A 22,348-nucleotide genomic window follows, 5' to 3' on the forward strand; every position below is an offset into this window, starting at 1 on the left:
TTTAAATTACGTTCTAATAACTTAAAGGTAGAACACAAAATCAATCTAGGTACTGGACTCAAGTACAGGTTTTGCAAATAAATTCCAAAACAAAATAATCAACAAAAAAGTGGTAGAAAACTTATTTTATGCTACCCAAAATGATTATTTGCAAAATTGATATTCCTTTACTAAATATTGAAGGGAGTATTTTCGGTCTTAACAGGATCTAAGAGGAAGAAATGATTACAAAAAACACTTTTAAAAAGCATCATGGAAATATTTTAATTGGGTTAGCCGTAGCATCGGCCGCTCTGTCTAGTTACGCGCAAGCTACAAACGAATCAGCTATGCCCCTAACCTATGTTTCTAGTAAAGCCATAGAGAATAATCCTGAAGTCCAAGAAGCGTGGCATGCATTTAAATCCTCTATTTATGGAGTCGATGCTGCACGTTCTGGTTATTTACCCAGTGTTGACGTATCTGCCAGCGCAGGCTACGAGAGAAGAAATTATGGAGTTGAAGAAGAATACAATCGAAATACAGCAGAGCTAAGTGTTACTCAAATGCTTTACGATGGGTTTAGAACATCTAATACCGTTGACCGCTTTAAGCGTATTCAGCTTATTCGCTATTTTGAGCTTATAACGCAAACAGAGCAAACAGCGCTTGAAGCCTCAATAGCATTACTTGATGTACAAAAATTTAAAGAGCTAGTTCAGCTTGCTGAAGCTAACCTACAAGAGCATGAATCGGTATACCAACAAATAGAACAAAGTGTAAGCGCAGGCGTAGCACGGGCGGCCGATTTAGAGCAAATTAGCGGACGTTTATCGCTTGCGCAATCGAATGTACTTACAGAGTACGCAAATTTACATGACGTAAGTGCACGTTATTTACGAGTTGTAGGAGAGCTTCCGTTACAAGAGATTAAACAAGCAGATCTGAATGAAGATAATATCCCTATTTCAGTCAATCAAGCGCTTAGCATAGCGTATAAAAACAGCCCTACCTTTTATGCGTCTTTGTATAATATAGAGGCGCAAAAAGCGAATGCCGAAGCGCAAAAAGCCGCGTTTCATCCTAATGTAGATTTATCTGCCCGTTATGGCAGCCAAGATAGAGATGAGCTTGGGCAAAACGAAACCAGAACAGAAGCCCGTGTAGGCATAGATATAAGCTACAACTTATATAATGGTGGGCTTGATAGCGCTAATCTTGAGCAAGCCTATCAAGATATAAACATTGCTAAATACCAACGAGATCAAGCGTGTATTGATATTCGCCAAAGCTTACAAATTGCATACCATAATGTGACTATACTTGAGCAGAAACTACCCGCACTAGATCAGCACAGAGCATCTTCAACTAAAGTAAAAATAGCTTACAAAGACCAATTTGATATAGGTCAACGTACATTACTAGACGTACTTGATGCAGAAAATGAGTCATTTCAGTCAACTCGTTCATACATAGTTGCGCTTTACGATCGGCAGTCGGCTATTTTAACAATGCTCAAAGAAATGGGGAAACTTCTACCCGCGCTTAACGTAATGTCAGATCAATACCCATCTATAGAAGATTTGACCGACGATCCTATTATTCACGATGCACAAAATATTTGTCCAACCTACGACGTAGCCACAACCTTTAGCCGTAAAGCCTTTTTGCAAAAAAAGGCCAAGCAAGATAACGCCTATATGAGTGTAACGGCGATGCCACGCTATCTTGATATTCCACTAGAGACAAATACTGCACCGAGTGGAGAGTTTTTAGATGACGACGGTGACGGTGTGCCAAACGAGCAAGATACCTGCCCAAGTACACCTTTGAGTACAAACGTTGATTTATCAGGTTGTACCCTGTACACGCAGGCAACTAACTCTGTGGATATCGGTATTCCATTTTCAGCAGATTCTAGTGAAGTTCGTTCTGAGTATATACGTGAAGTCGAAAGGCTAGCTGATTTTTTAAAACAAAACCCAAATAAAATGGTGGAAATTCAAGGTCATGCTTCTTTAGATGGGGATAAAACTTACAACCGAAAACTATCTGAACAACGTGCTTTTAGCGTTGCACAAATGCTAATTGAGCAATTTGGTATAGAGCCTAACCGTGTTAAATCATTGGGTTATGGCATTGATCAACCACGTGTAAACGAAATATCAGTAAGGGCTAATGCACAAAACAGACGTATTGAAGCCGTTATTACTGATAGTTAATACCAACCAGTTTAAACACAAAGGCAATTAGCGTTATGTAAATAACCTAAACTTTATCTAAAAGCTTAAGTAAAAGCCTTTTATGTAGGGTTTAGGTTAAGTAGTAACAACCGCTTGTAGTTCTTCATAACATTGGATGGTTTATGGAATTAAATGATGTACTTGATCACGGTGGCAAATTAGTCGACTGCTTAGCAGTGCTATGTCGCCACCATGATAAAGATTTTTCAAGAGAAGCCCTTTTAAATGGCTTACCACTTAGCGACGGGAACCTTACTCCTTCAGGATTTGCACGCGCGGCTAAACGTATTGGTTTTAAATCAAAAGTAGTTAATAAGCCACTACAAAAAATAAATACAGCACTATTACCCGCCATTTTAATATTAAAAGATAACCAAGCATGCGTTGTTACTAAAATCGATTTTAGCAACAATCTCGTGAGTGTTATTTACCCAGAGTTAACTGAATCTGTTATTGAGCAAAGTATTGATGAGCTGGCATTAACAAGCGTTGATATGGTTATTTATGCTCAACCCGAATTTGCGTTTGACGAACGTACACCAGTACTCGAAAAACTATCAAAAGATGGATGGTTTTGGGGCGTAATAAAGGAGTGTCGATCACTTTACAAAGACGTGATTATATCTGCTATTGCGCTTGGCGTGCTTTCTGTTGCTATGCCTTTATTTGTAATGAACGTGTATGACCGCGTTGTGCCAAACCATGCCACCGAAACTCTTTGGGTACTCGCGATAGGAATTTTAATAGCCTTAACCGCTGACTTTGCACTTAGGTTAGTACGCGGCTATTTTGTAGAGCTGGCTGCCAGCAGAATTGACGTAAAAGTATCAGCGGTGATCATGGAGCGAGTTTTAGGCATGAAGCTTGAAAATCGCCCATCTTCAGCGGGGTCTTTTGCAAGTAACATACAATCTTTTGAAGCGGTAAGAAACTTTTTTAGTTCTATTACGCTTGTAGCCTTAGTAGACCTCCCCTTTGTTGTTTTATACCTGATTGTTATAGCAATTATTGGCGTCCCTCTGAGCCTTCCTATCATTGCAGGCGCGCTTATATTACTTACCTATGCTATAGCGGCGCACCGTAAACTTGAAGCACTTTCAGAGCAAACAATGAAGGCAAGCTCAATGCGAAACGCAGTCTTAGTAGAGAGCCTAACAAATATAGAAGATGTAAAAAGCTTTCACTCTGAGTGCAAAACACAATCCACGTGGGAAAAATCAACCATATACATTGCCCAAGTAAATGCACAAAGCCGATTAGTTTCCAGCTCAATATCTAATACTGCGTCGTGGATACAACAATGTGTAGGTGTGATCATAATGATAATTGGTGTTCACTTAGTTATCGAAGGCGAACTCACCCAAGGTGGCTTAATAGCCGCCTATTTACTCTCATCTCGTGCTATGGGCCCCATTGGGCAGTCTGCTGCAGTTTTAGCGCAGTACCACCATGCTGCTATTGCTATGCAATCTCTTAACGAAATAATGGAAAAAGAGATAGAACGCCCTACTGGTAAACATTGGTTAAGTCACCCTATTTTAAAAGGCGATATAGAATTTAAAGATGTGTGCTTTAAGTACTCTGACGAATCACACAATGCGCTTAACGGGGTTAGTTTTAAAATAAAAGCAGGCGAAAAGGTCGCTATTTTAGGTCGAAATGGTTCAGGTAAAAGTACCTTAGAAAAGCTCATTTTAGGTCTATACGAGCCAAGCTCAGGTAATATTTTAATGGACAATAACGATATTCATCAAATAGACCCGGCAGAACTTCGTCACAATATTGGTTATGTGCCTCAAACCATTTCATTATTTTTTGGTACTTTAAAAGATAACTTAACCATGAGTGCCTGGCATGCTAAAGATGAGCAAATTATAGAAGCGTGTGAGCGAAGCCAATTATTTGATTTAATAAACTCACATCCAGACGGCTTCGACTTGCAAGTAGGCGAGCTAGGCAGGCAACTTTCAGGTGGCCAACGCCAAGCTGTGGGAATGGCAAGAGCATTAATTAACGACCCGCCAATTTTATTATTAGATGAGCCAACGTCGTCGCTTGATCACAACAGCGAAAACAAGATCATTAATAATCTAAAAAAATGCTCTACAGATAAAACCTTAATTGTAGTTACACATCGCTCATCATTACTTGAACTAGTTGACCGTATTATTGTTTTAGACAATGGCAAAGTAGTTGCCGACGGTCCTAAGCAAAAAGTAATTGCTGCATTAAATAATAAAACAGTGGAGCAAGCATCATGAGTAATGACAAAAAACCACTAGAACAACGCTCCTTCGAATCTGTAAGTAGGGCTATTGAATCCAGAAAAAAAGGCAAGCCATCAGTTTTCAATAAATTATTTAGTGGATGGCTCTCGCCACCAAACACGCAAGACTGGGTAGTAGATGCCCAATGGGAAAAAATGCAGCAAGAGCCCGCCAGTGCAAGGTTACTGCTTTATTTAATTTGCATTGCATTTATAAGCCTTATTGTATGGGCAGGATTTGCTAATTTAGATGAGGTTGCACGTGGAGAAGGGCGAGTTATCCCCTCGAATAAATTACAGTTGGTTCAATCCTACGATGGCGGCATGGTAGAAAAAATAAATGTACGTGAAGGGCAAATAGTTAACGAAGGCGATGTACTTATTAAAATTGACCCTACTCGTTTTATTTCTAGCTTTAGAGAAAATCAATCAAAAGTGCAGTCACTTACTGCGAAGGTTGCACGCTTGAAAGCATTAACTAAAAAAGAAGAACTTATTTTCCCTGACGGTTTAGCTAAAGACGTACCTGAAGCCGTTATACATGAGCAATCTATTTACTTAAGTAATCGACAAGAGCTTGAGCAACAGGTGGCAATACATAAGCGTCAGCTTGAACAGCGTCGACAAGATCATATTGAAGCTAAAGCGGCGCTACAGCAGCATACCAACGCATTAAGGCTAACCAATAGAGAGCTTAAAGTAACTCGCCCACTACTGCGTACAGGTGCAGTATCTGATATCGATATTATTAGATTAGAGCGAGAAATAGTCGATATTACTGGCGAAGTAAACCGAACCAAAGCAGTTATAAACCGAAGTCTTTCGGCAATTAATGAAGCTAAGAATAAGGTTACCGAAGTTGAACTTGCGATGATAAACCGCTGGAACAATGAGTTATCTGAGGCACTACTTCGCTTAGAGTCGATTAAAGAAACGGAATCTGGCCTTGCCGATAAAGTCACTCAAACTGAAATTCGCTCGCCAGTTAAAGGCACTGTACAACGCTTATTAGTCAATACAGTAGGCGGTATTTTACAACCAGGCAGTGACGTTATGGAAATAGTACCACTGGACGACCAACTAGTTGTAGAGGCAAAAATTCCACCAAAAGACATTGCTTTTTTACGCCCTGGGCAGCCAGCTATGATCAAATTTAGCGCCTACGACTTTGCTGTGTACGGTGGCCTAGAGGCAGAAGTATTACACATCAGCGCAGACACAATAACAGACGATAGAGAAAACACGTTTTACTTGGTGCAGTTAAAAACCACCAAAAATAACTTTTCTAAAGAACTAACTATTATCCCAGGGATGACCACTCAAGTAGACATTATTACCGGTAAAAAAACCGTACTTGAGTATCTTTTAAAACCTGTTCTCAGAGCAACATCACAAGCAATGACAGAGCGTTAAAGCATTTACATAAACGGAGAAATAATGCGTCAAAGTATTTTTATTACACAACCTGAGTTTGAGTCGAAACACTGGCACACAGCGTTTCCGGGTTGTGTAATATGCACAAAAGAACCTAACAGAGTAACAGCATCCAATGTTATTTGGATTTTAGCTGGCACCTCTAATTGGCTCGAACTTGTTAAAAAATATTCGCAACAGCGTTTACTCGTTATAGTAATGACCAACGAGCTTGAAATTAACGAACTCAGAGCAGCCCTAGAGGCTGGCGCAAGAGGTTATGTAGAGGCTTTAGCTGCTAAGGTTATTATTGAACAAGTATTAGAAACAGCCTGCTCAGGAGGTATTTGGCTGCCAGGTCAATTGCTGTCAAACCTAGTTGGTGCTTTATCACAAACTCAGTTTAACTATACGCATTCATGCAACCTTGACTCGCTCACCAAACGAGAGCGCCAGGTAGTTGATATTGTGGTTACAGGCGCCACCAATAAACAAGCCGCAGAGTCATTAAACATTACAGAGCGCACTATTAAAGAGCATATGAGCTCTATATTCAATAAACTAAAAGTACGCGACCGAATTCAATTAATGTTAGTCGTAAAAGGGCATTAACTTTTACGACTCTTTAATAACTCCATCAAAGCCAAGATTAATAAGGGTGTCTAAATCATCTTGGTTAGTAACTCCCTGAGCCACCACCTTAATACCAATAGAATGTGCGAGAGTACACACACCACGTAAAAAGGTTTGATTGTCTTGGCTGTAGCTAATGTTGTGACCATACACACTATCAATTTTAATCATTTCTAAGCCAAACTCTTGAATTTTCTTAATTTTGGTAAACTCAGGTCCTACCCGTTTTAAGGCTACTTTTGCACCCATACACCTAACTTGCTCACAAAAGTCTTTAAATATTTCGATTTCGCTAACCGCAATACTTTCACGAATATCAAAGCAAATTTTTGAGGCTAACTCAGGAAATGCCGATAAGTAAGTTAATATAGAAGCAAGAGCCGTATCATCTAATAAAGTTTGCGCCGAAAGCTCAACTGAAATAAGCTCGTTTGGCGGCTCAACATTATATTCACTAACTAACTGTTTAATTAACCCCCAATCTAAGCGTGCTAATAGCTTTAAACGGTTAGCCCATTGGTAGTAATAACTTGCGCGGTACAGTTGCCCACCAAGCTCTAGGCTTAGCCCTAGCTGATTTTGCATTAACTGCCCTGTAAAGCTCATTACTGGGAGGGAGTTTATTTCGAGAGTTTGATTATCTAAAGCAGACTCTATTGCACTTTGCCAACTTGTGGCGTCATCAAATAACTCGCTTTTTTGTTTACTGTCGACTTCTTTAGCACGAACAGCCACCTGCTTGGTATTGCCCGATTTTAATAACTCATCAACACGCTTTAATACATCAAACCTCGAATCCTCTTTTAGTATGTATGTACAGCTATGAGGAATTGCTAACTTAACGCTTTTATATTCTTCAATAAAAGCCTGATGCATAGCCTTAACTCTTTCACTTAATTGCTCTATGTCATCTATATCACTAAATAAAACCGTAAAATCACTATGAGAGATACGCGCAATGTAGTTTTCAGAAAAATGCTCTTGGTTTAACTCTAAAAACCCAATTAGCATATCTGAAAAACGGCGCAAAAAATTAACCATTTCGACCCGGCTAATTTGCTCACTAATTTGATCTAAGTTTACAATTCTAAATAAAAATAAAGCACCATGAGCATGATCTTTCGACTTTTGTAAATGCGCCTCAAGCGTAGCGCCAAAATATTCACGATTAGCCAAACCGGTTAATTCGTCATGCTGCGACTTAAACCTAAGCTCTTCTAAGCGCTTACTGTCTTCTTTAATAATGCGGCTAAAACGAGTTGATAACTGATTCATTGACTGTACTAGTCGAGCAAACTCAAATGTGCGCGGCACCTTAGATTTAATAAAGCGTTTTTCTCCAAACGCGTTTGCCTGATAAACCACATCATCTAATGGTTTTAATATTCTACTTAAAAAGTAAGCACTAACTATACAAGCAAAAAAAGCGACTATTAAAAAGCTAAAAAACAGCTTAAGTGCACTTTCCCATAGGGCTTGCTCTGCGTACTGACTATGGCTTTCTATAAATAACGTACCAAACTGTTGCCATCCATTATTTACTTGCCCTACCCCTGGCTGCACATTTAGCCCATATATTGCTTTAAACCAGTTTGGCGCAGACGCTTCAAGCTCATCTGTAAAAGTGCGTTTAATTATTACCTCACCATTAGGGTCTTGAAGTTCAATGCGTTTGTAGTGCCCAGTATCAAACGTGGCAGATACCAATAACTCAAGTTCTACGGGGTCTTTGTCTAGCTGGCTAATCATTAACGCAAGTGAGCTTGCGTTATCTACATTTTTTAAATACAACTGAGTAGAAAAGTAACTTTTAGCCGAATTAGTGCTAATTAAAACACTGCTAACAAACCCAACAAAAATAACAATTAGCAATGCAATCCAAAGCTCTTGTCGAAGCGTAATTTTGCGCTTTTTAAAATAGTTAGATAAGGAAAATGATGCCATTACCACATAACTCCTTCATTGGTTGTCTGCTCCAAAATTTTACGCCAGCGAGAAAGCCTTGCTGTTGGGCTAGCGACACTTTTGGTTGAATTATTAGCCCATAAACCTTGGCTGTTAAAGCTAAAAACAGGGCTTAAATCTACACGTTTTGCAGCAGGTAAAACCTTTGTAATTAAACTGTCTAAAATAAGTGGTTGAGCGTTAGGTGTAGCAAAATAACCAAGCACCATGTGTGCTTGAGTTTTGTTTGAACCCGCTAGCTTTGCTTTTACGTAAATAAGCCTTAACTTATCGTCGCTCACACCTAATGCTCTTAAACTAATGTATTTTGCAATTGCGTAGTCTTCGCAATCTCCCAAGCCTCGGCCTAATGTTTCTAATGGGGTGGCCCAATAGTCGTTTTGTTTCCAAAGTAATATATCGGTTTGATAACGTAAGTTACGTGCAAAAAAGTCGTTTACTATAAGTATTTGTTGTTGCTCTGGCTTATTTTGTGTTTGTACCAACATACTTTGCCAACTACGGGCAACAGCTACTCGCGCAGGGCCATACTTTTGCCCCATAAGCTCAATAAACGTATTAAATTGAATACTCAGGCGGCTTGCAAAAACACCACTAGAAAGTAAAAAAAACAGCAATAGGTAGCGCAAATTGGCTTTGCACCATGTAAATAACGTGGGACGAATATGAATTGGCTTAAGCGCCATTTATACTACTTGTAGCAATAAAATACATCGGTTGAGCACTACGCAGTCTGTTTAAAAATTAATCCTAACAACAGCATAGCACTCAATATAAGAGGATGAGATATTTTGTAAGAGTTTTTTAATAGTGGTCGTAATTTAGTAGTAAGTTACCTTTTTAACCTCACGAGGTTTTACTTCGCCTATGTACAAATCGTGTACGCGCTTCATATTAAGCTCAAGCTCTGTAATGTAGGTATCATCTACAGCGTAGGTTTTAATTATTTGAGCGCCTTTAATAATACCTTGCACTTGGCTTTGTAAATAATCATCTTGTGCAATTGAGCCTTCCACCGTGGTGCCAGCGGTAATTTTTTGCCCGTACACCTGCTCGGTAAGTTCACGGTACGCTTCAAGCTTTGACGCTTTAATTGCCATTAACTGTTTTTGCGATAAATTAGCACCACTTTGCAAACTTATAGGCGCATAGCCTATTGCTTTTAAAACAGGATAGTTATTTGGCTCTACGTATTTGTACTCAACATGTTTATCAAAAATACTGCTACAGCCACTCAAGCTTAAACACCCAAGTGTAATTAATAATGAAATTACTCGCATAGCACATCGCCCTCAAAAAACTAATTACAGCAATCTATGCACGTTTAATGCCATTTATAAGCTAAACAATGCGCTGATATAACATTGGTACAGTCCTTGCTCTAAACACCTTACTAGCTAAAGTTTAATTGGAGTAAGAGTATGAAGTCGTTTTTATCATTGGCATTTGCAGGGTTAAGTGCAACGGCATTATTAACGTTCTCCCCTTTTACTAAAGCGCAGTGGTATGAATCAACGGGCCATGCACAAATTCAAAATGGCGATGTAGCAGCGGCTAAATCAGCGGCTATTAAAGATGCCATAACTCAAGCTCTTGTATTCTCAGGAGCACGTGTAAGCTCTGTGCAAACCTTGGTAGATGGCGTTTTAATGCAAGATCAGCTCAAAATTAGCAGCCATGGAGAAATTCAAAAAATAGAGCTAGTAAGCGAAGACCGCCACAGCAGTAAATTTGCAATTACCCTACGTTTAGATATTTTTGCTCAAGCACAGCAATGTCCACAAAATAGCTTTAATAAATTTATAGCGGTCACTCAAAGCCGCCTTGTGCATCGCGAGCATGCCATGATGGGTCAAATATTTGACGTAAATAAAGCAATTAGCAAAAATATATTTACCGCACTGCAAAAATCAAAAATGAGTGCTATTCCTATCGCTTATTATAATAACGCGATTAGTGTAGATAAATATTTTTCGCAGCAGCACGACTACTCAAATGCGCAACTAGAAGAAATAGCATCACGAAGTAACGCTCAATATGTATTGCTTAGCCAAATAACGGATTTATCAACCAGTGATAAACTAAATAACGATTACGCATTTTGGCAAGATGAAGCTTATCAACGAGGTTACAACATTGAGTTTGTATTATTTGATGGCACAACATACGAACAACTTTGGCAAAATAGCTATCACACTAAAGCAATTTGGCCATTTGAAAAAACGACAATTATTGACGTGAACTCTGATAGGTTTTGGCAATCACCTTACGGGCAAGGCATAACCGAACTAAATCAGTCGGTAAGTTACGATATTCAAGCAGCTATGGCGTGTTTGCCAACTCAAGGTAAAATAATGCACATGGAAAATAGCAAAATAGTGATTAACCTAGGTAAAGCGCACGGGCTTAAAAAAGGCCAGATGCTAAGCATTGCACATCATAACTACTTAACCGATGCCCAAGGTAATACCATGCCCCACACTATTACAACACTTAACACCATTCGTGTAGAGCAAGTTTATCAGCAAAGCGCAATTGCAATTAGCATCGACGACAAGCCGTTACCAGGTGTGCAAATTAATGATGTGGTAGAAATAATCAGCCAAGATCTTTAAATAGCTTAATTAAGCTTTTCACTCAATTTAGCTTTTAAATTTGGGTGCTTAGTTAACCACTCACCTAATTGCTCAACACCCGACAAGTGCGGGTAATGCTTTCTACATGCAAACACTACATTGCGTTGCTGATTAGGAAATATAGGCAAATATTCAATACCTATGCGCTGTGTACATGCAAGTTTAGGTACAAATGTTATACCATCATCCATAGCCACCAGCGCCAATAACGTTTCAAGGCTATTGCCCTGATACTGCTTTGAGACATCAACCCCAGCCGAAAAACAAAACTTTTGGGCTTGATCTTTGAAGCAATGACCATCACTTAACATTAATAGGCTGTAATTTTGTAAATCGCTTATGGCCACTTTTTTATGTTTAGATAACGCGTTATCGTGAGAAACAGCGACTAAAAAATCTTCTTTATACAAATTAATCGTATGATAATTTTTAAGTTCAGGTACGTCGGCTAATATCGCAAAATCGAGTTCACCGTTATCAAGCGCATCTAAAATTGTTGCCGTTTGCATTTCAGTAAACGCAAATTGACTGTCTTTAAAGGCTTCTTTCATTGAAGTAAGTAAAGCTGGTAGTAAATACGGCGCAATGGTCGGAATGATCCCGATAGTAATTTTACCCTGTAGAGGCTCATTTGAGGTCGCTGCAAGCTCTTTTAAGATTTGTGTTTGCTCTAAAATAATCTCTATTTGTGTCAATAAACGTTCACCTTGAGATGTTAACGTTATTTGCTTAGTAGAGCGATCGAACAACACAACACCAAGCTCTTGCTCAAGTTTTTTAACTTGTCCACTCAATGTAGGCTGGCTAACAAAGCAAGCATCAGCAGCTTTGCGAAAATGCTTATAGTGCGCTATTGCTTTAACGTATTCGAAATCTTTTAAGTTCATATTCATCACAGCATGATAGGTTATACCTATTAGTTTAATACAAACAAACGATTGGAACTATATTTATTTATTCGCCATAATGGCTCCAACAAATCAAGAGGAACAAACTATGTTAAAGAATATTGAAGGTCAAACAATCCCAAACGTTACATTTGCAACTCGTCAAAACGACGAATGGAAATCAGTAACAACAGATGAAATTTTTAAAGGTAAAACCGTTGCTGTATTTTCATTACCAGGTGCATTTACCCCAACATGTTCATCAACGCATTTACCACGTTACAACGAGCTAGCTGGCGTATTTAAGAAAAACGGCGTTGACGAAATTGTATGTTTATCAGTTAACGATACCTTTGTAATGAACGCATGGGCTGAGCACCAAGAAGCGCAAAACATTACATTATTACCAGATGGCAACGGCGAATTTACTGACGGCATGGGCATGTTAGTAGACAAGAACGACTTAGGTTTTGGTAAGCGCAGCTGGAGATACTCTATGCTGGTTAAAGATGGCGTAATTGACAAAATGTTCATCGAACCAGATTTACCAGGTGACCCGTTTGAAGTATCTGATGCAGACACAATGCTTGACTACATCAACCCAAAACAAATTAAGCCAGAGCCAGTAACTGTATTTGCTAAACCTGGTTGCCCTTTCTGTAAAAAGGCAAAAGATCTTCTTACTGAAAAAGGCTATGCATATGAAGAAGTTGTTATGGGTGCAGGCGCAACATTAACAAGCCTTAAAGCAATCACTGGCCGTGACACTGTTCCACAAATATTTATTGGTGGTAAACACATTGGCGGTTCAGACGATTTAGAAAATTACTTTGCTTAATTAATATAATAAGTAAATAAAAAAACCTAATGTAAATAGGTAAAAATAGGGGCATACATGCCCCTATTTATTAGAGGAAAAACGCTATGAAAGAATTGCAAACCGATGTTGTTGTTATAGGTGCTGGCACTGCAGGTTTAAGTGCATACCGTAACGCTAAACAGTTCACACAAAACGTATTAATGATTGAATCAGGCCCATACGGCACAACATGCGCACGTGTTGGTTGTATGCCAAGCAAATTATTAATTGCCGCAGCCGAAGCCGCTCACTCAATTGAAATGGCACCTGCATTTGGTGTACACAGCTCAAAGCCAGAAATTGATGGCAAAGCAGTAATGGCACGTGTTAAAAGTGAACGAGATCGCTTTGCAGGATTTGTAGTAGAAGCCGTTGATGAACTACCAGATGGTGATAAAATTCGTGGTTACGCTAAATTTTTAGATGCCAACCGTGTACAAATAAATGACGATACAATTATAACCGCTAAACGCTTTGTAATTGCCACAGGCTCTCGCCCTTCATACCCTGGCGTATTTAATAACTTTGGCGACAAGCTAATTATTAACGATGATGTATTTGATTGGGACGACCTACCAGAATCAGTCGCGGTATTTGGCCCAGGCGTTATAGGTCTTGAAATTGGCCAAGCACTTAGCCGACTAGGCGTAAACGTAAAACTATTTGGTGTAGGTGGCGCAATTGGCCCACTTACAGATCCAGTAGTAAGAGACTACGCAAACACTGTTTTTGCAGAAGAATTTTTTGTAGATACCGACTCGAACGTATCTGACATGATGCAAGTGGGTGATAAAGCCCAACTAACTTACACCGACAAACAAGGTGCTAAGCATACAGAACAATTTGACTACGTACTTGCAGCCACAGGCCGAGTACCCAATGTAGATAAATTAGGCCTAGAGAACACAGGCATAGAACTTGATGATCGCGGTGTGCCGCACGCCGACCCACATACCATGCAATGTGGAGAGTCAAATATATTTATAGCGGGCGATGCCAGCAACATGATCCCATTGCTACATGAAGCATCGGACCAAGGCGCTATCGCTGGTCAAAATGCAGGACGTTTCCCAGATATACGTATCGGGCTTCGTAGAGCTAAAATTGCTGCTGTATTTAGCGACCCACAAATAGCAATGGTTGGCGAAAGCTATAAGCAAATTACAGAACGACTAGGTGAATGTGGTTGTTTTGAAGTAGGCGAAGTAAGCTTTGAAAACCAAGGCCGCAGCAGAGTTATGCTAAAAAATAAAGGCCACATGCGCGTTTATGCAGAGCAAGGCACAGGCTTATTTTTAGGTGCAGAATTTATTGGCCCACAAGCCGAGCACATAGCCCACTTACTGGCATGGGCTGTGCAAAATAAAATGACCGTACCAGAAATGCTAGATATGCCATTTTACCACCCAGTAATAGAAGAAGGCTTACGTACCGCACTGCGTGATTTAAACGCCAAACTAAAATTTGGCCCAGATATTATTAATAGCTGTATGGAATGTGGCCCAGGCGCTTAACGTTTATATAGTAAAAAACAAATACATACTTGCTAACAAAAAGCCAAAACATCTGTTTTGGCTTTTTTATGTGTTTTTTTAACGCTAATCTCTCAAAAAATATATTTGCTGTTACACTCAATTGATTACTCAATTAAAAAAGATGGAACAGCCATGCCCAATAATAAATTTAGACTAGTCACCCGCAGCGATTTTGACGGCTTAGTGTGCGCCGTACTGTTAAAAGACTTAGACCTAATTGACGACATCTTATTTGTACACCCAAAAGATATGCAAGATGGAAAAATAGACATAACAGCAAACGACATCACCACTAACCTCCCCTACGTTGCAGGTTGCCATATTGCATTTGACCACCACTTAAGCGAAACCGTACGTAACGCAAGCGACATAAAAAACCATGTAATTGATCCAGAAGCCCCCTCTGCTGCGCGCGTTGTTTACGATTATTACGGCGGCGCTGAAAAGTTTCCAAACATCAGCATTGATATGATGGACGCAGTAGATAAAGGCGATGCCGCACAGTTTTCAAAAGACGAAATACTCAACCCAACCGATTGGGTATTAATGAACTTTATAATGGATGCACGCACAGGCCTTGGCCGCTTCCGCGAATTTAAAATTTCAAATTACCAATTAATGATGAAGCTCATTGATGCCTGTAAAGATCAAAGCATCGAAGACATTTTAAAAATGGAAGACGTAGCCGAACGTGTTGCGCTTTATAACGAGCATAACGAAAAAGCAAAAGCACAAATAACACAGTGTGCAACGGTACATAAAAACCTAGTGGTACTGGATTTAACACAAGAAGAAACCATTTACGCCACCAACCGCTTTGTAATTTACGCCATGTACCCCGACTGCAATATATCAATACACAAAATGTGGGGCCTTAAAAAACAAAACGTAGTGTTTGCCATTGGTAAATCAATCACCAACCGCAGCTCAAACACCAACGTTGGCGAACTGTGCCTTAAATATGGCGGTGGCGGCCATTTAAATGCAGGTACTTGTCAAGTAGAAACCAGTAAATCTGAAACGGTGCTTGGTGAATTGATTGATACGATTACGAGTGATGGTTGAGCTGTAAGCTGTCAGCTGTAAGCTGTCAGCTGTCAGCTGTCGAAATTTTAAAGCGAGTAGATTTATATTTACTCGCTTTTTTATGCGTAGTTATAAAAATTACTGTTTTACTAATACTTCAACTCAGTAGTTATTGGCATCTTTGGTTTTTTAAAGGCGGCTTTGAGCTGTGAGTTGAACTCACAGCGATAACCGGTCATTGAGTTTGGCCAAATATCGTCGTGAATTGATTGGTAAGGCTGCTCTTTGCGCATATATTCATGAAAATGAGCGCTGAGCGTATATTGGTTAATTTAACTTTATCTAAAAACTCTAGAAAACTTATTGATAGTAATACCTTAGGTTATTTGTTAAAACTATATAATGCAGAAAAATGAGCGTGGCGTCGGCAGAAATATGCGCGATGAGCGCACAATTAAATTGTTAGGTAACCTCATGATACTTCGCGATGTCCAATTAGTTAATGGTGGCAAATCGAGTAACGAGAAGCTTGAACAAAATAAGTACTTGATGAACTATTGGAACTTAGTTGAAGATATTTTTTGTATATATCTGCCAGATAAGTTTGATTTTGCAGGGTTGGCAAAGCTGAATGTATATCTGGGAAAATATTCAGGTGAGGATTACATTCCTCCACGATCTGGTGGAATAGCTGCTTATAAAAGAGATGACTTTAGATTCGATGATTTTTGCGAGCTCTCAGACCATAATAAGTGTGTTAAGTCTCTGTATTATCTAACTGATTCTCTGCAAATTATTGGAAATAAGCTCAACGTACCTTTTGAGATATTAAACACCATTGACTTAATTGCTGAAAAGGTCTTAGGTTGTGATTTCCAGTTGGAGCGAATACATAAAAAAACCAACAAGTGGAATAAGTCTAGGAATATTAGAGCTACTACGACCCTTTCTTATAAAATTGGCGGGATAGACATCAACTTTGCATTGATTGACAAGAGTGGTAATGTTTTATACACAAAGCAATTATTTTCGAACCAATTCAGAGACTCTGCTTGGTTTATTCTTTTCCACGGAGCATGGAGTGACTCAATTTTCACAATTACAAATAGAGTTGGGAAACGTATATTTTCAATTGATACCTCGGAGTTGCCGGTTACCTAATCGGGTAGCCGGAGGTCTCTAACCTCCAGCCCCCACACCACCCATCATGCGGGTCCGCAATGGGCGGTTCATCTCCCGTAATGAATATTGCTCCAAATATCTCTCAATGACACTAAACCTTGTGACGCTAAGTAATCATTACCTAGCGCAATGTTAATTCCTTTTGTTTTTGAGCTTCTACAAGGGCCTGTACTGGTGATACCACAGGCTATGGCGAGTCGTTCGCTAACACCCAATTTCATTAAACTGCGTACTTTGGTGCGAGGTTTACGCCATTGCCGCCAGTAGCACATTCTTATCCTACGGCGGATCCAATGATCTAAATCCACCGTTAGCTGATAAGCGTTGGCTATCAGGTAGTAGTGTCCCCAGCCGCGTAAATACTGCGTGAGTTTATGAATTTGTAGGGTCATTGAGATCCCCCAGTTGCGGTTAGTGAGCTCTCTTACATTTGCTTTAAATTTCTTTAGCGCCTGTTCGTGGATCTGCACTTGAGCATAACGGAATGTAAACCCGAGAAATTTCGAGCCTGATACGGGACCGACTCGACTTTTCGATTCATTCACTTTGAGTTTTAATCGGTTAGTGATAAACGCAGTAATGTCCCGTTGGATTATGAGCCCTTCACTTTTCGTTTTTACTAAAATGATTATGTCATCAGCATAACGTGCAAACTTAAGGTGTTTGTAGGTTAGCTTCTTATCTAATTCATCGAGTAAAATGTTGGAAAGCAAAGGGGATAATGGCCTACCTTGAGGGACTCCTTTGGTTGACTCAAACCACAGACCTGTTTCGCGTTCTGCTACCCCTGCTCGGAGGTATTTACCGAGTAGGCGCATGAGTGCTTTGTCTTTGATTTTACGAGCAACACGATGCATCAGCATGTCATGGTTTACTTCATCAAAGAACTTAGACAAGTCGATATCAACCGCTGTTTTATAACCTTGTTTAACACAAGATTGAGCATGGCTCACTGCTTGACTGGCTCTTTTATGAGGGCGATAACCATAACTATGTGGTGAAAATAGAGGCTCAAAGTGAGGGCTAATCACTTGAGCAATAGCTTGTTGGATCACTCTGTCGATAACAGAAGGGATCCCAAGCATTCGCTCACCGCCATCGGGTTTGGGTATCATCACGCGTTTGACTGGCAAGGGTTGATAAGTGCCGCTAAGTAATTGTTGTTTAATACCCAGCCAATGTAACTTAGCGAAGTGATTAAATTCTTCAATACTCATATTATCAATACCCGCAGCCCCTTTATTGCGTTTAACATGTTGTCATGCTGCACCAATATTGTGGTTGCTTAGTACCCTTGCCATCAGGCCACGATCTGTTTGGTTATATTCATTCGAGGTATTATTCACAGCAGAACGCTGTTCATCACTATCACAACACGGTGATCTATGTGAATTCAAGTTCAATTGTAGTATCTCCTCTGGTTAAGATGTTCAGGCCTTCACCGTGTCCCCTCCATTACGATGGGCGTTTGGCTACTATGCCGTCTGCTGACTTCTGATAAATCACTCTAGCGATTACTCGATAAAGCGCGTCTAAACTAACGCTTGTTTACTGCTATTTCGCTCGCTATAGGTCGCAGTAACCAAAGCGCCAAGGGTTGAACAACCAGTCCCTAACTGGTAACGCTACAAGCGTTAGCGCGGATGCGTGTTTATCAGATCTCCCCGGATAAGGAGCATCGACTTTCTCTGCACAACTGCATCATTTACGGTGGCCGTTAGATCACATGACTTCGCTATCTTGTGCTAGCTCGTCTCCAGCCTACGCCTCATATGATTTTTTTGTTCATCAGCTCGCAGATTTGCTAGGGGCTTCCTCCAGACTATCTCTCGCGATTTAGCCCTTGCCATTCGCTAGTAGTTATCGTTTAATAACAGTGTGTTATTTAAACGGTGATCTTCCTACAGAGGACTTTCACCTCATAAGTCAATGCCCATGTCGGGCGTACACAAAAAAATTAAGTCACTCACTTCGTTCGCTGGGACGCATACACGCGGGGCGGCTTCGCCATTATGCCCCACATGCCTGCGCCCCTTATTTAAAAGTTATATTGCTTAATCAAAGTTTGGTGAAATATGGAAGTTTGGATTGGTGGTGAAATTGAGTCTGTAATTTCTGATAAGTTTCGTTTAGCTCGCATAGAAGTCGAACGCCAATTGACGTAATATTTAAGTGAGAAGCAGTATGATATCGAATTAGATTCATTAGATTGTATTGCGATAATCCGAGATGACTCAGAATTTTGTGAAATCCATAACTACTCAGCTAAAAAAAGAGATATGGATTTTCGTTTAATCATCGATTTTGAGCGATTTAATCAGGCAAACCATGGAGAGTGTCAGAACCTGATTTTAATTATGTTGCTACGTGCTGTTGATATTCTCGGTGAAAAAATACCGATTCAAGATCTTAAAGCAGATTTAGATGAGTTTAGTAAAGCGGTAAAAGCGATATAATGAGGCGTTATATGCAAGGAGAAATTAATGGAACCGGAGCAAGCTGCAAGCTTAACTATAAATATTATAACTCTAATTGTATCAATTGGTTTTATTATCCAAGGTCGTAAGCTTAAAAACACTCTAAATGGTACTATTGCTGTACCGAAAGAGGTACTGCAAAAGCGAGGCTCAATTCTGTTGATATGCGGAATATTAATGTTTATTCTTCAATCTTATGAGCTAATTGAAGTACTTATGTAATTGCATATAACAAGAGTCTAAGGTTACGTGAGTCCGCTTATGGCACTCTCCAGCCACTCGACCACATAAAATATTGATAATAATTGGGTAAGGTATTTTACTGTGCCTGATGGCGCTTCGCTTATCCGACCTACGCGGGCACAAAAGAGTTACTAATATTGCATTAGTTTTTTGGTTGGTAGCCCCTGCAGGAATCGAACCTACAACTGCCCCTTAGGAGGGGGCCGTTATATCCATTTAACTAAGAGGCCACATCGAGCTTACAGCTTACAGCTTACAGCTTACAGCTTACAGCTTACAGCTTACAGCTTACAAAATTATAACGGCATCTTGTTTTTCATATCAAGCTAAAATTAACTTAATTGCTTGATAAATATATATCTTCTTTGTTTAGTACATAAAGCGGGATGAGTTTTCTGCTAGTGGCAACCACATGCTTACTGTGCACGTTTATAACGCGAGTATTTACTGCTACGCCATTTGGACGATAAATTAAAGTGCCTGCTAATACGTAGTTGGCCATGCTGCTTTCACTCAATTTTTCTATATCACGAGATAATACAAAGTCACCTCGGTTTGATACATCAATAGAATTCATAGCTTTGAAGTCAACAACACCGTAACCAAATTTTTGCAGCTGATGAATAAAGCTCTCAGCTATTTGATTCCCTAATTGATTACTTTTATTGAGCGATGCGTCTAAATCTACAATGGTTGTTACCGCTATATTAATGCTGTTGTTATCTTGTGCTTCAGACTCAAGCGTGTCGACTAAATCAAGCGCCATTTGTTCAACGTAATTAACAAGCGTTTTATGATGCTTAAGAGGCACAAACGCACTGCTATCTTGAGGCTCTGAATTTTGCTCGGCTTGAACTGACTGTAGCATGCTGGTCAAATCGTAATTTGGGGTATTATCAACCGGCGTAACAACCTCTACTGATTCGTTATTTTGAATAATTGAGCAACCTGCTAAGGTTAAAAGTATGGCTAAGCCTATTGCGCTATTTAAATATTTAAAATGCATTTTGGCCTCACTTACTAGCTTGTTTAAGCATTATTCCATCAGTGCGATAGCTACTGTTAAGTGCATCAACAACTGATTGAGGGATAAACCCTTGCGCAGTACCTACCACTGCCTTGCTTTGTATACCCACTACACGCGCATTTACTAATACGCCACCTTGATGGCTTACTAACGTTCCTGCTAACACATAATTAAAGTTTTGATCTTGGTTTAGCTCCAAGTAATCACGGCTAAATACAAAGTCACCATCGGGCGTTACACGCATGTAATCGGTTGTTTTAAAATCGATAACCGGCACACCAAAACTATGTAGTTCATGCATAAAGCTTTCGGCTATTTGGTTGCCTAGTAAGCTACCATCACTATAGTCATCATCTAAAAATACAAAACTAGATACAGCTAGTGGTGTTTTATCGTTCACATATTGCAAGTTTTCCACCATGTCTTGCATTATGCCGCGCACATAATGATTTATATTTTTTCGCTTTGCAGGCGCGCTTTTAGTGTAATTACTTTGCTGGTTCAAGTTAGATTGAAATAGCGCTGTATTAGTCTCAGGTGCTTTTACCGTACGTTGGTCAGATACCAACTGAGCTGAATTATCTTGCTCTACTGGCTTTGCCTCTGGGCTTAGCGAATCTAACATTTGTGAACAGCCAAAGCCTAATGGCAAACATAGGGTAATTAATAGGTTTCTCATGGTGTGCTCCTGATTAATATTCGCTGCGGTACAAAGACCCGTCACGCTGCTGAATTTTTTCATTTCCCCACATTACATTTATAGGGATCTCTGTACTGCCCGCCGACAAAACTTGCTTGTTTTCAATATTAACGAGCCGAGCATTAACTATATAGGCATGCTGCTGACGAGTCACTGTGCCGGTGATCACTAAGTCAATATTTTGGCGATTACGTAATTTACTTAAGTCGCGGCTTAAAATGCTGTCTGCATTTTGCGCTAAAGTTAGATTGTTTCCGAGGCGGTACTCAACCGTATGATAGCCAAGCTGGGTAAACTGAGTTAATAAGCTTTCTTGAATTTGCAAGCTCAAGCCCGATGCTTGCCCTGTTACTAGCTTTGTATCTAATGCATCTGCGTAATAAAAGCTGCTTACACCAATGCGCGCATTGGCATTTAAAGCACCATTTACTTGGTTAAGTTGTGAGGTTAAATTAACCATGTACTCGTTAACAGTATAAGGTGCCATTGCCGCTTTAGGGGCGTCAGTCGGTATGCTCGGCTCCTCAGGCGGAACCAAGTTACAAGCTGTTAAATTTAACAATACTAAAGGCAGTAAAAGGCGCATAGTTGCCGTCCTCTTTAAAACATAATGAGGATAAAGCAATTATTATGCCTACTTATTTAATCTAATATGAAGGGCTGTTCAACATAATGACTAACTATACAATTTACACTTTGGCTCTTTAGTTTTTGACAATCAGCTGTCGCGTTTTCTTTACTTATATACGCACCTAGCTTTAAACGATTATACATTACGCCTTTAACATTAATTGTTTCAACATTTATAACGTAATTAGATTCAAATAGTGCGGGGATCTTTTTTTGTAACTGCTTAAACGCAGAAGCTAATTGCTCTTTGTGAGTAATTGATAGCACTTGTAAAGCAAACTTTGGAGCACTTTTGTTATTATCGTTAGAGTTAAATCTGTTAGTTTTAGGCTCTTTATCCACCACTTTTTTTTCTTGCTTTAATGCTGAGGTATTTTCTTCCTTTACCTTTGCAATAGTATTTAATTGCGATATTAATAAGCTTAGGTCTTCTTCAATAAGCAGTAAACGAGATAGTTCGGGCTTCATATTTTGCCATTGTTCAGAGCTCTTTTTTAGCTCATCAAGTTCTTGTGCCGTTATTTTTATATAACTTTTTTCATTTTTAGTATTTTCATTCTCATCAATTACCTTATTGCTAGCACAGCCATAACTTAATAATACCGCACTAATTAAACAAATAACTTTAGCCCTTTTCATCCTAATTC

General features: G+C 39.5%; 18 protein-coding genes, 1 tRNA gene and 2 pseudogenes. 11 read left to right on the plus strand and 10 right to left on the minus strand.

The features are described 5' to 3' along the window. The first annotated feature begins 221 nt into the window (after positions 1–221). The 4 genes from ATS74_RS09115 to ATS74_RS09130 all read left to right on the plus strand — a co-directional run bounded on the left by ATS74_RS09115 (position 222) and on the right by ATS74_RS09130 (position 6,513). Positions 222–2,201 carry a TolC family outer membrane protein gene (locus tag ATS74_RS09115; RefSeq protein WP_058548585.1) on the plus strand — a complete coding sequence of 660 codons (1,980 nt, stop codon included), beginning with the start codon at positions 222–224 and terminating at the stop codon, positions 2,199–2,201. A gap of 143 nt (positions 2,202–2,344) precedes the next feature. Beyond that, positions 2,345–4,483 carry a type I secretion system permease/ATPase gene (locus ATS74_RS09120; protein ID WP_058548586.1) on the plus strand — a complete coding sequence of 713 codons (2,139 nt, stop codon included), beginning with the start codon at positions 2,345–2,347 and terminating at the stop codon, positions 4,481–4,483. After that, positions 4,480–5,901, plus strand: coding sequence for an HlyD family type I secretion periplasmic adaptor subunit (locus tag ATS74_RS09125; protein WP_058548587.1), 1,422 nt, complete (start codon positions 4,480–4,482; stop codon positions 5,899–5,901). The genes ATS74_RS09120 and ATS74_RS09125 overlap by 4 nt, the downstream gene beginning before the upstream one ends. Positions 5,902–5,925: 24 nt before the next feature. Next, positions 5,926–6,513 (plus strand): response regulator transcription factor, encoded by a 588-nt coding sequence (locus ATS74_RS09130; RefSeq protein WP_058548588.1) that lies wholly within the window; start codon positions 5,926–5,928, stop codon positions 6,511–6,513. A 3-nt stretch (positions 6,514–6,516) separates the two neighbouring features. Here ATS74_RS09130 and ATS74_RS09135 read toward each other — a convergent pair whose 3' ends face one another. The 3 genes from ATS74_RS09135 to ATS74_RS09145 all read right to left on the minus strand — a co-directional run bounded on the left by ATS74_RS09135 (position 6,517) and on the right by ATS74_RS09145 (position 9,779). Continuing rightward, a complete protein-coding gene (locus ATS74_RS09135) occupies positions 6,517–8,478 on the minus strand; it encodes a bifunctional diguanylate cyclase/phosphodiesterase (protein ID WP_058548589.1) in 1,962 nt (653 codons plus the stop codon). Beyond that, positions 8,478–9,185 (minus strand): transglutaminase-like cysteine peptidase, encoded by a 708-nt coding sequence (locus ATS74_RS09140; RefSeq protein ID WP_082660573.1) that lies wholly within the window; start codon positions 9,183–9,185, stop codon positions 8,478–8,480. Before ATS74_RS09140 ends, ATS74_RS09135 begins: the two co-directional genes overlap by 1 nt. Positions 9,186–9,320: 135 nt before the next feature. Then, positions 9,321–9,779: an LPP20 family lipoprotein gene (locus ATS74_RS09145; RefSeq protein ID WP_058548590.1), complete on the minus strand. Its 459-nt coding sequence runs from the start codon at positions 9,777–9,779 to the stop codon at positions 9,321–9,323. A gap of 141 nt (positions 9,780–9,920) precedes the next feature. Here ATS74_RS09145 and ATS74_RS09150 point away from each other — a divergent pair, with 141 nt between their 5' ends. Next, positions 9,921–11,114, plus strand: coding sequence for a flagellar assembly protein FlgT (locus ATS74_RS09150; RefSeq protein ID WP_058548591.1), 1,194 nt, complete (start codon positions 9,921–9,923; stop codon positions 11,112–11,114). 5 nt (positions 11,115–11,119) lie between these two features. Here ATS74_RS09150 and ATS74_RS09155 read toward each other — a convergent pair whose 3' ends face one another. Beyond that, positions 11,120–12,022: a LysR substrate-binding domain-containing protein gene (locus tag ATS74_RS09155; RefSeq protein WP_058548592.1), complete on the minus strand. Its 903-nt coding sequence runs from the start codon at positions 12,020–12,022 to the stop codon at positions 11,120–11,122. A 109-nt stretch (positions 12,023–12,131) separates the two neighbouring features. Here ATS74_RS09155 and ATS74_RS09160 point away from each other — a divergent pair, with 109 nt between their 5' ends. The 4 genes from ATS74_RS09160 (at position 12,132) to ATS74_RS09175 (ending at position 16,603) form a co-directional block, all read left to right on the plus strand. Next, the gene (locus ATS74_RS09160; protein WP_058548593.1) at positions 12,132–12,860 is read left to right on the plus strand and encodes a glutathione peroxidase; all 729 of its coding nucleotides are present in this window, start codon (positions 12,132–12,134) and stop codon (positions 12,858–12,860) included. 86 nt (positions 12,861–12,946) lie between these two features. Beyond that, positions 12,947–14,395: a dihydrolipoyl dehydrogenase gene (locus ATS74_RS09165; protein ID WP_058548594.1), complete on the plus strand. Its 1,449-nt coding sequence runs from the start codon at positions 12,947–12,949 to the stop codon at positions 14,393–14,395. Positions 14,396–14,548: 153 nt separating this feature from the next. Further along, the gene (locus ATS74_RS09170) at positions 14,549–15,481 is read left to right on the plus strand and encodes a hypothetical protein (protein ID WP_058548736.1); all 933 of its coding nucleotides are present in this window, start codon (positions 14,549–14,551) and stop codon (positions 15,479–15,481) included. 363 nt (positions 15,482–15,844) lie between these two features. Then, on the plus strand, positions 15,845–16,603 hold the full coding sequence (locus tag ATS74_RS09175; RefSeq protein WP_058548595.1) for a hypothetical protein: 759 nt from the start codon (positions 15,845–15,847) through the stop codon (positions 16,601–16,603). A 68-nt stretch (positions 16,604–16,671) separates the two neighbouring features. Here ATS74_RS09175 and ltrA read toward each other — a convergent pair. After that, positions 16,672–17,868, minus strand: a pseudogene (gene ltrA, locus ATS74_RS09180) (group II intron reverse transcriptase/maturase); the annotation flags it as partial. A gap of 939 nt (positions 17,869–18,807) precedes the next feature. Here ltrA and ATS74_RS19870 point away from each other — a divergent pair. Together ATS74_RS19870 and ATS74_RS09185 are read left to right on the plus strand one after the other, a co-directional pair. Further along, a pseudogene (locus tag ATS74_RS19870) lies at positions 18,808–19,080 on the plus strand (Imm44 family immunity protein); the annotation flags it as partial. 27 nt (positions 19,081–19,107) lie between these two features. After that, positions 19,108–19,323, plus strand: a complete 216-nt coding sequence (locus ATS74_RS09185; RefSeq protein WP_058548596.1) for a hypothetical protein — start codon at positions 19,108–19,110, stop codon at positions 19,321–19,323. A gap of 176 nt (positions 19,324–19,499) precedes the next feature. Here the strand turns inward: ATS74_RS09185 and ATS74_RS09190 are convergent. From ATS74_RS09190 to ATS74_RS09210, 5 genes are all read right to left on the minus strand, one after another. Further along, positions 19,500–19,574, minus strand: a tRNA-Arg gene (locus tag ATS74_RS09190). A gap of 107 nt (positions 19,575–19,681) precedes the next feature. Further along, positions 19,682–20,350 (minus strand): FlgO family outer membrane protein, encoded by a 669-nt coding sequence (locus tag ATS74_RS09195; protein ID WP_058548597.1) that lies wholly within the window; start codon positions 20,348–20,350, stop codon positions 19,682–19,684. Positions 20,351–20,357: 7 nt separating this feature from the next. Continuing rightward, positions 20,358–21,050, minus strand: a complete 693-nt coding sequence (locus ATS74_RS09200) for a FlgO family outer membrane protein (RefSeq protein ID WP_058548598.1) — start codon at positions 21,048–21,050, stop codon at positions 20,358–20,360. Positions 21,051–21,063: 13 nt separating this feature from the next. Next, positions 21,064–21,657 (minus strand): FlgO family outer membrane protein, encoded by a 594-nt coding sequence (locus ATS74_RS09205; RefSeq protein WP_058548599.1) that lies wholly within the window; start codon positions 21,655–21,657, stop codon positions 21,064–21,066. A gap of 56 nt (positions 21,658–21,713) precedes the next feature. Continuing rightward, positions 21,714–22,340, minus strand: a complete 627-nt coding sequence (locus ATS74_RS09210) for an SPOR domain-containing protein (protein ID WP_058548600.1) — start codon at positions 22,338–22,340, stop codon at positions 21,714–21,716. Positions 22,341–22,348 lie beyond the last annotated feature (8 nt).

Origin of the sequence: Pseudoalteromonas sp. H103 (assembly GCF_001469205.1) — a bacterium.
Classification (GTDB): Bacteria; Pseudomonadota; Gammaproteobacteria; order Enterobacterales; family Alteromonadaceae; genus Pseudoalteromonas; species Pseudoalteromonas carrageenovora.

What these genes read in the sequence shown, in the direction of transcription:
- ATS74_RS09135 (WP_058548589.1), bottom strand. Translation starts at nt 8,478, where the DNA reads ATGGCATCATTTTCCTTATCTAACTATTTTAAAAAGCGCAAAATTACG.
- ATS74_RS09195 (WP_058548597.1), bottom strand. Translation starts at nt 20,350, where the DNA reads ATGCATTTTAAATATTTAAATAGCGCAATAGGCTTAGCCATACTTTTA.
- ATS74_RS09160 (WP_058548593.1), top strand. Translation starts at nt 12,132, where the DNA reads ATGTTAAAGAATATTGAAGGTCAAACAATCCCAAACGTTACATTTGCA.
- ATS74_RS09155 (WP_058548592.1), bottom strand. Translation starts at nt 12,022, where the DNA reads ATGAACTTAAAAGATTTCGAATACGTTAAAGCAATAGCGCACTATAAG.
- ATS74_RS09140 (WP_082660573.1), bottom strand. Translation starts at nt 9,185, where the DNA reads ATGGCGCTTAAGCCAATTCATATTCGTCCCACGTTATTTACATGGTGC.
- ATS74_RS09175 (WP_058548595.1), top strand. Translation starts at nt 15,845, where the DNA reads ATGCAGAAAAATGAGCGTGGCGTCGGCAGAAATATGCGCGATGAGCGC.
- ATS74_RS09210 (WP_058548600.1), bottom strand. Translation starts at nt 22,340, where the DNA reads ATGAAAAGGGCTAAAGTTATTTGTTTAATTAGTGCGGTATTATTAAGT.
- ATS74_RS09170 (WP_058548736.1), top strand. Translation starts at nt 14,549, where the DNA reads ATGCCCAATAATAAATTTAGACTAGTCACCCGCAGCGATTTTGACGGC.
- ATS74_RS09165 (WP_058548594.1), top strand. Translation starts at nt 12,947, where the DNA reads ATGAAAGAATTGCAAACCGATGTTGTTGTTATAGGTGCTGGCACTGCA.
- ATS74_RS09150 (WP_058548591.1), top strand. Translation starts at nt 9,921, where the DNA reads ATGAAGTCGTTTTTATCATTGGCATTTGCAGGGTTAAGTGCAACGGCA.
- ATS74_RS09200 (WP_058548598.1), bottom strand. Translation starts at nt 21,050, where the DNA reads ATGAGAAACCTATTAATTACCCTATGTTTGCCATTAGGCTTTGGCTGT.
- ATS74_RS09145 (WP_058548590.1), bottom strand. Translation starts at nt 9,779, where the DNA reads ATGCGAGTAATTTCATTATTAATTACACTTGGGTGTTTAAGCTTGAGT.
- ATS74_RS09185 (WP_058548596.1), top strand. Translation starts at nt 19,108, where the DNA reads ATGGAACCGGAGCAAGCTGCAAGCTTAACTATAAATATTATAACTCTA.
- ATS74_RS09125 (WP_058548587.1), top strand. Translation starts at nt 4,480, where the DNA reads ATGAGTAATGACAAAAAACCACTAGAACAACGCTCCTTCGAATCTGTA.
- ATS74_RS09205 (WP_058548599.1), bottom strand. Translation starts at nt 21,657, where the DNA reads ATGCGCCTTTTACTGCCTTTAGTATTGTTAAATTTAACAGCTTGTAAC.
- ATS74_RS09120 (WP_058548586.1), top strand. Translation starts at nt 2,345, where the DNA reads ATGGAATTAAATGATGTACTTGATCACGGTGGCAAATTAGTCGACTGC.
- ATS74_RS09115 (WP_058548585.1), top strand. Translation starts at nt 222, where the DNA reads ATGATTACAAAAAACACTTTTAAAAAGCATCATGGAAATATTTTAATT.
- ATS74_RS09130 (WP_058548588.1), top strand. Translation starts at nt 5,926, where the DNA reads ATGCGTCAAAGTATTTTTATTACACAACCTGAGTTTGAGTCGAAACAC.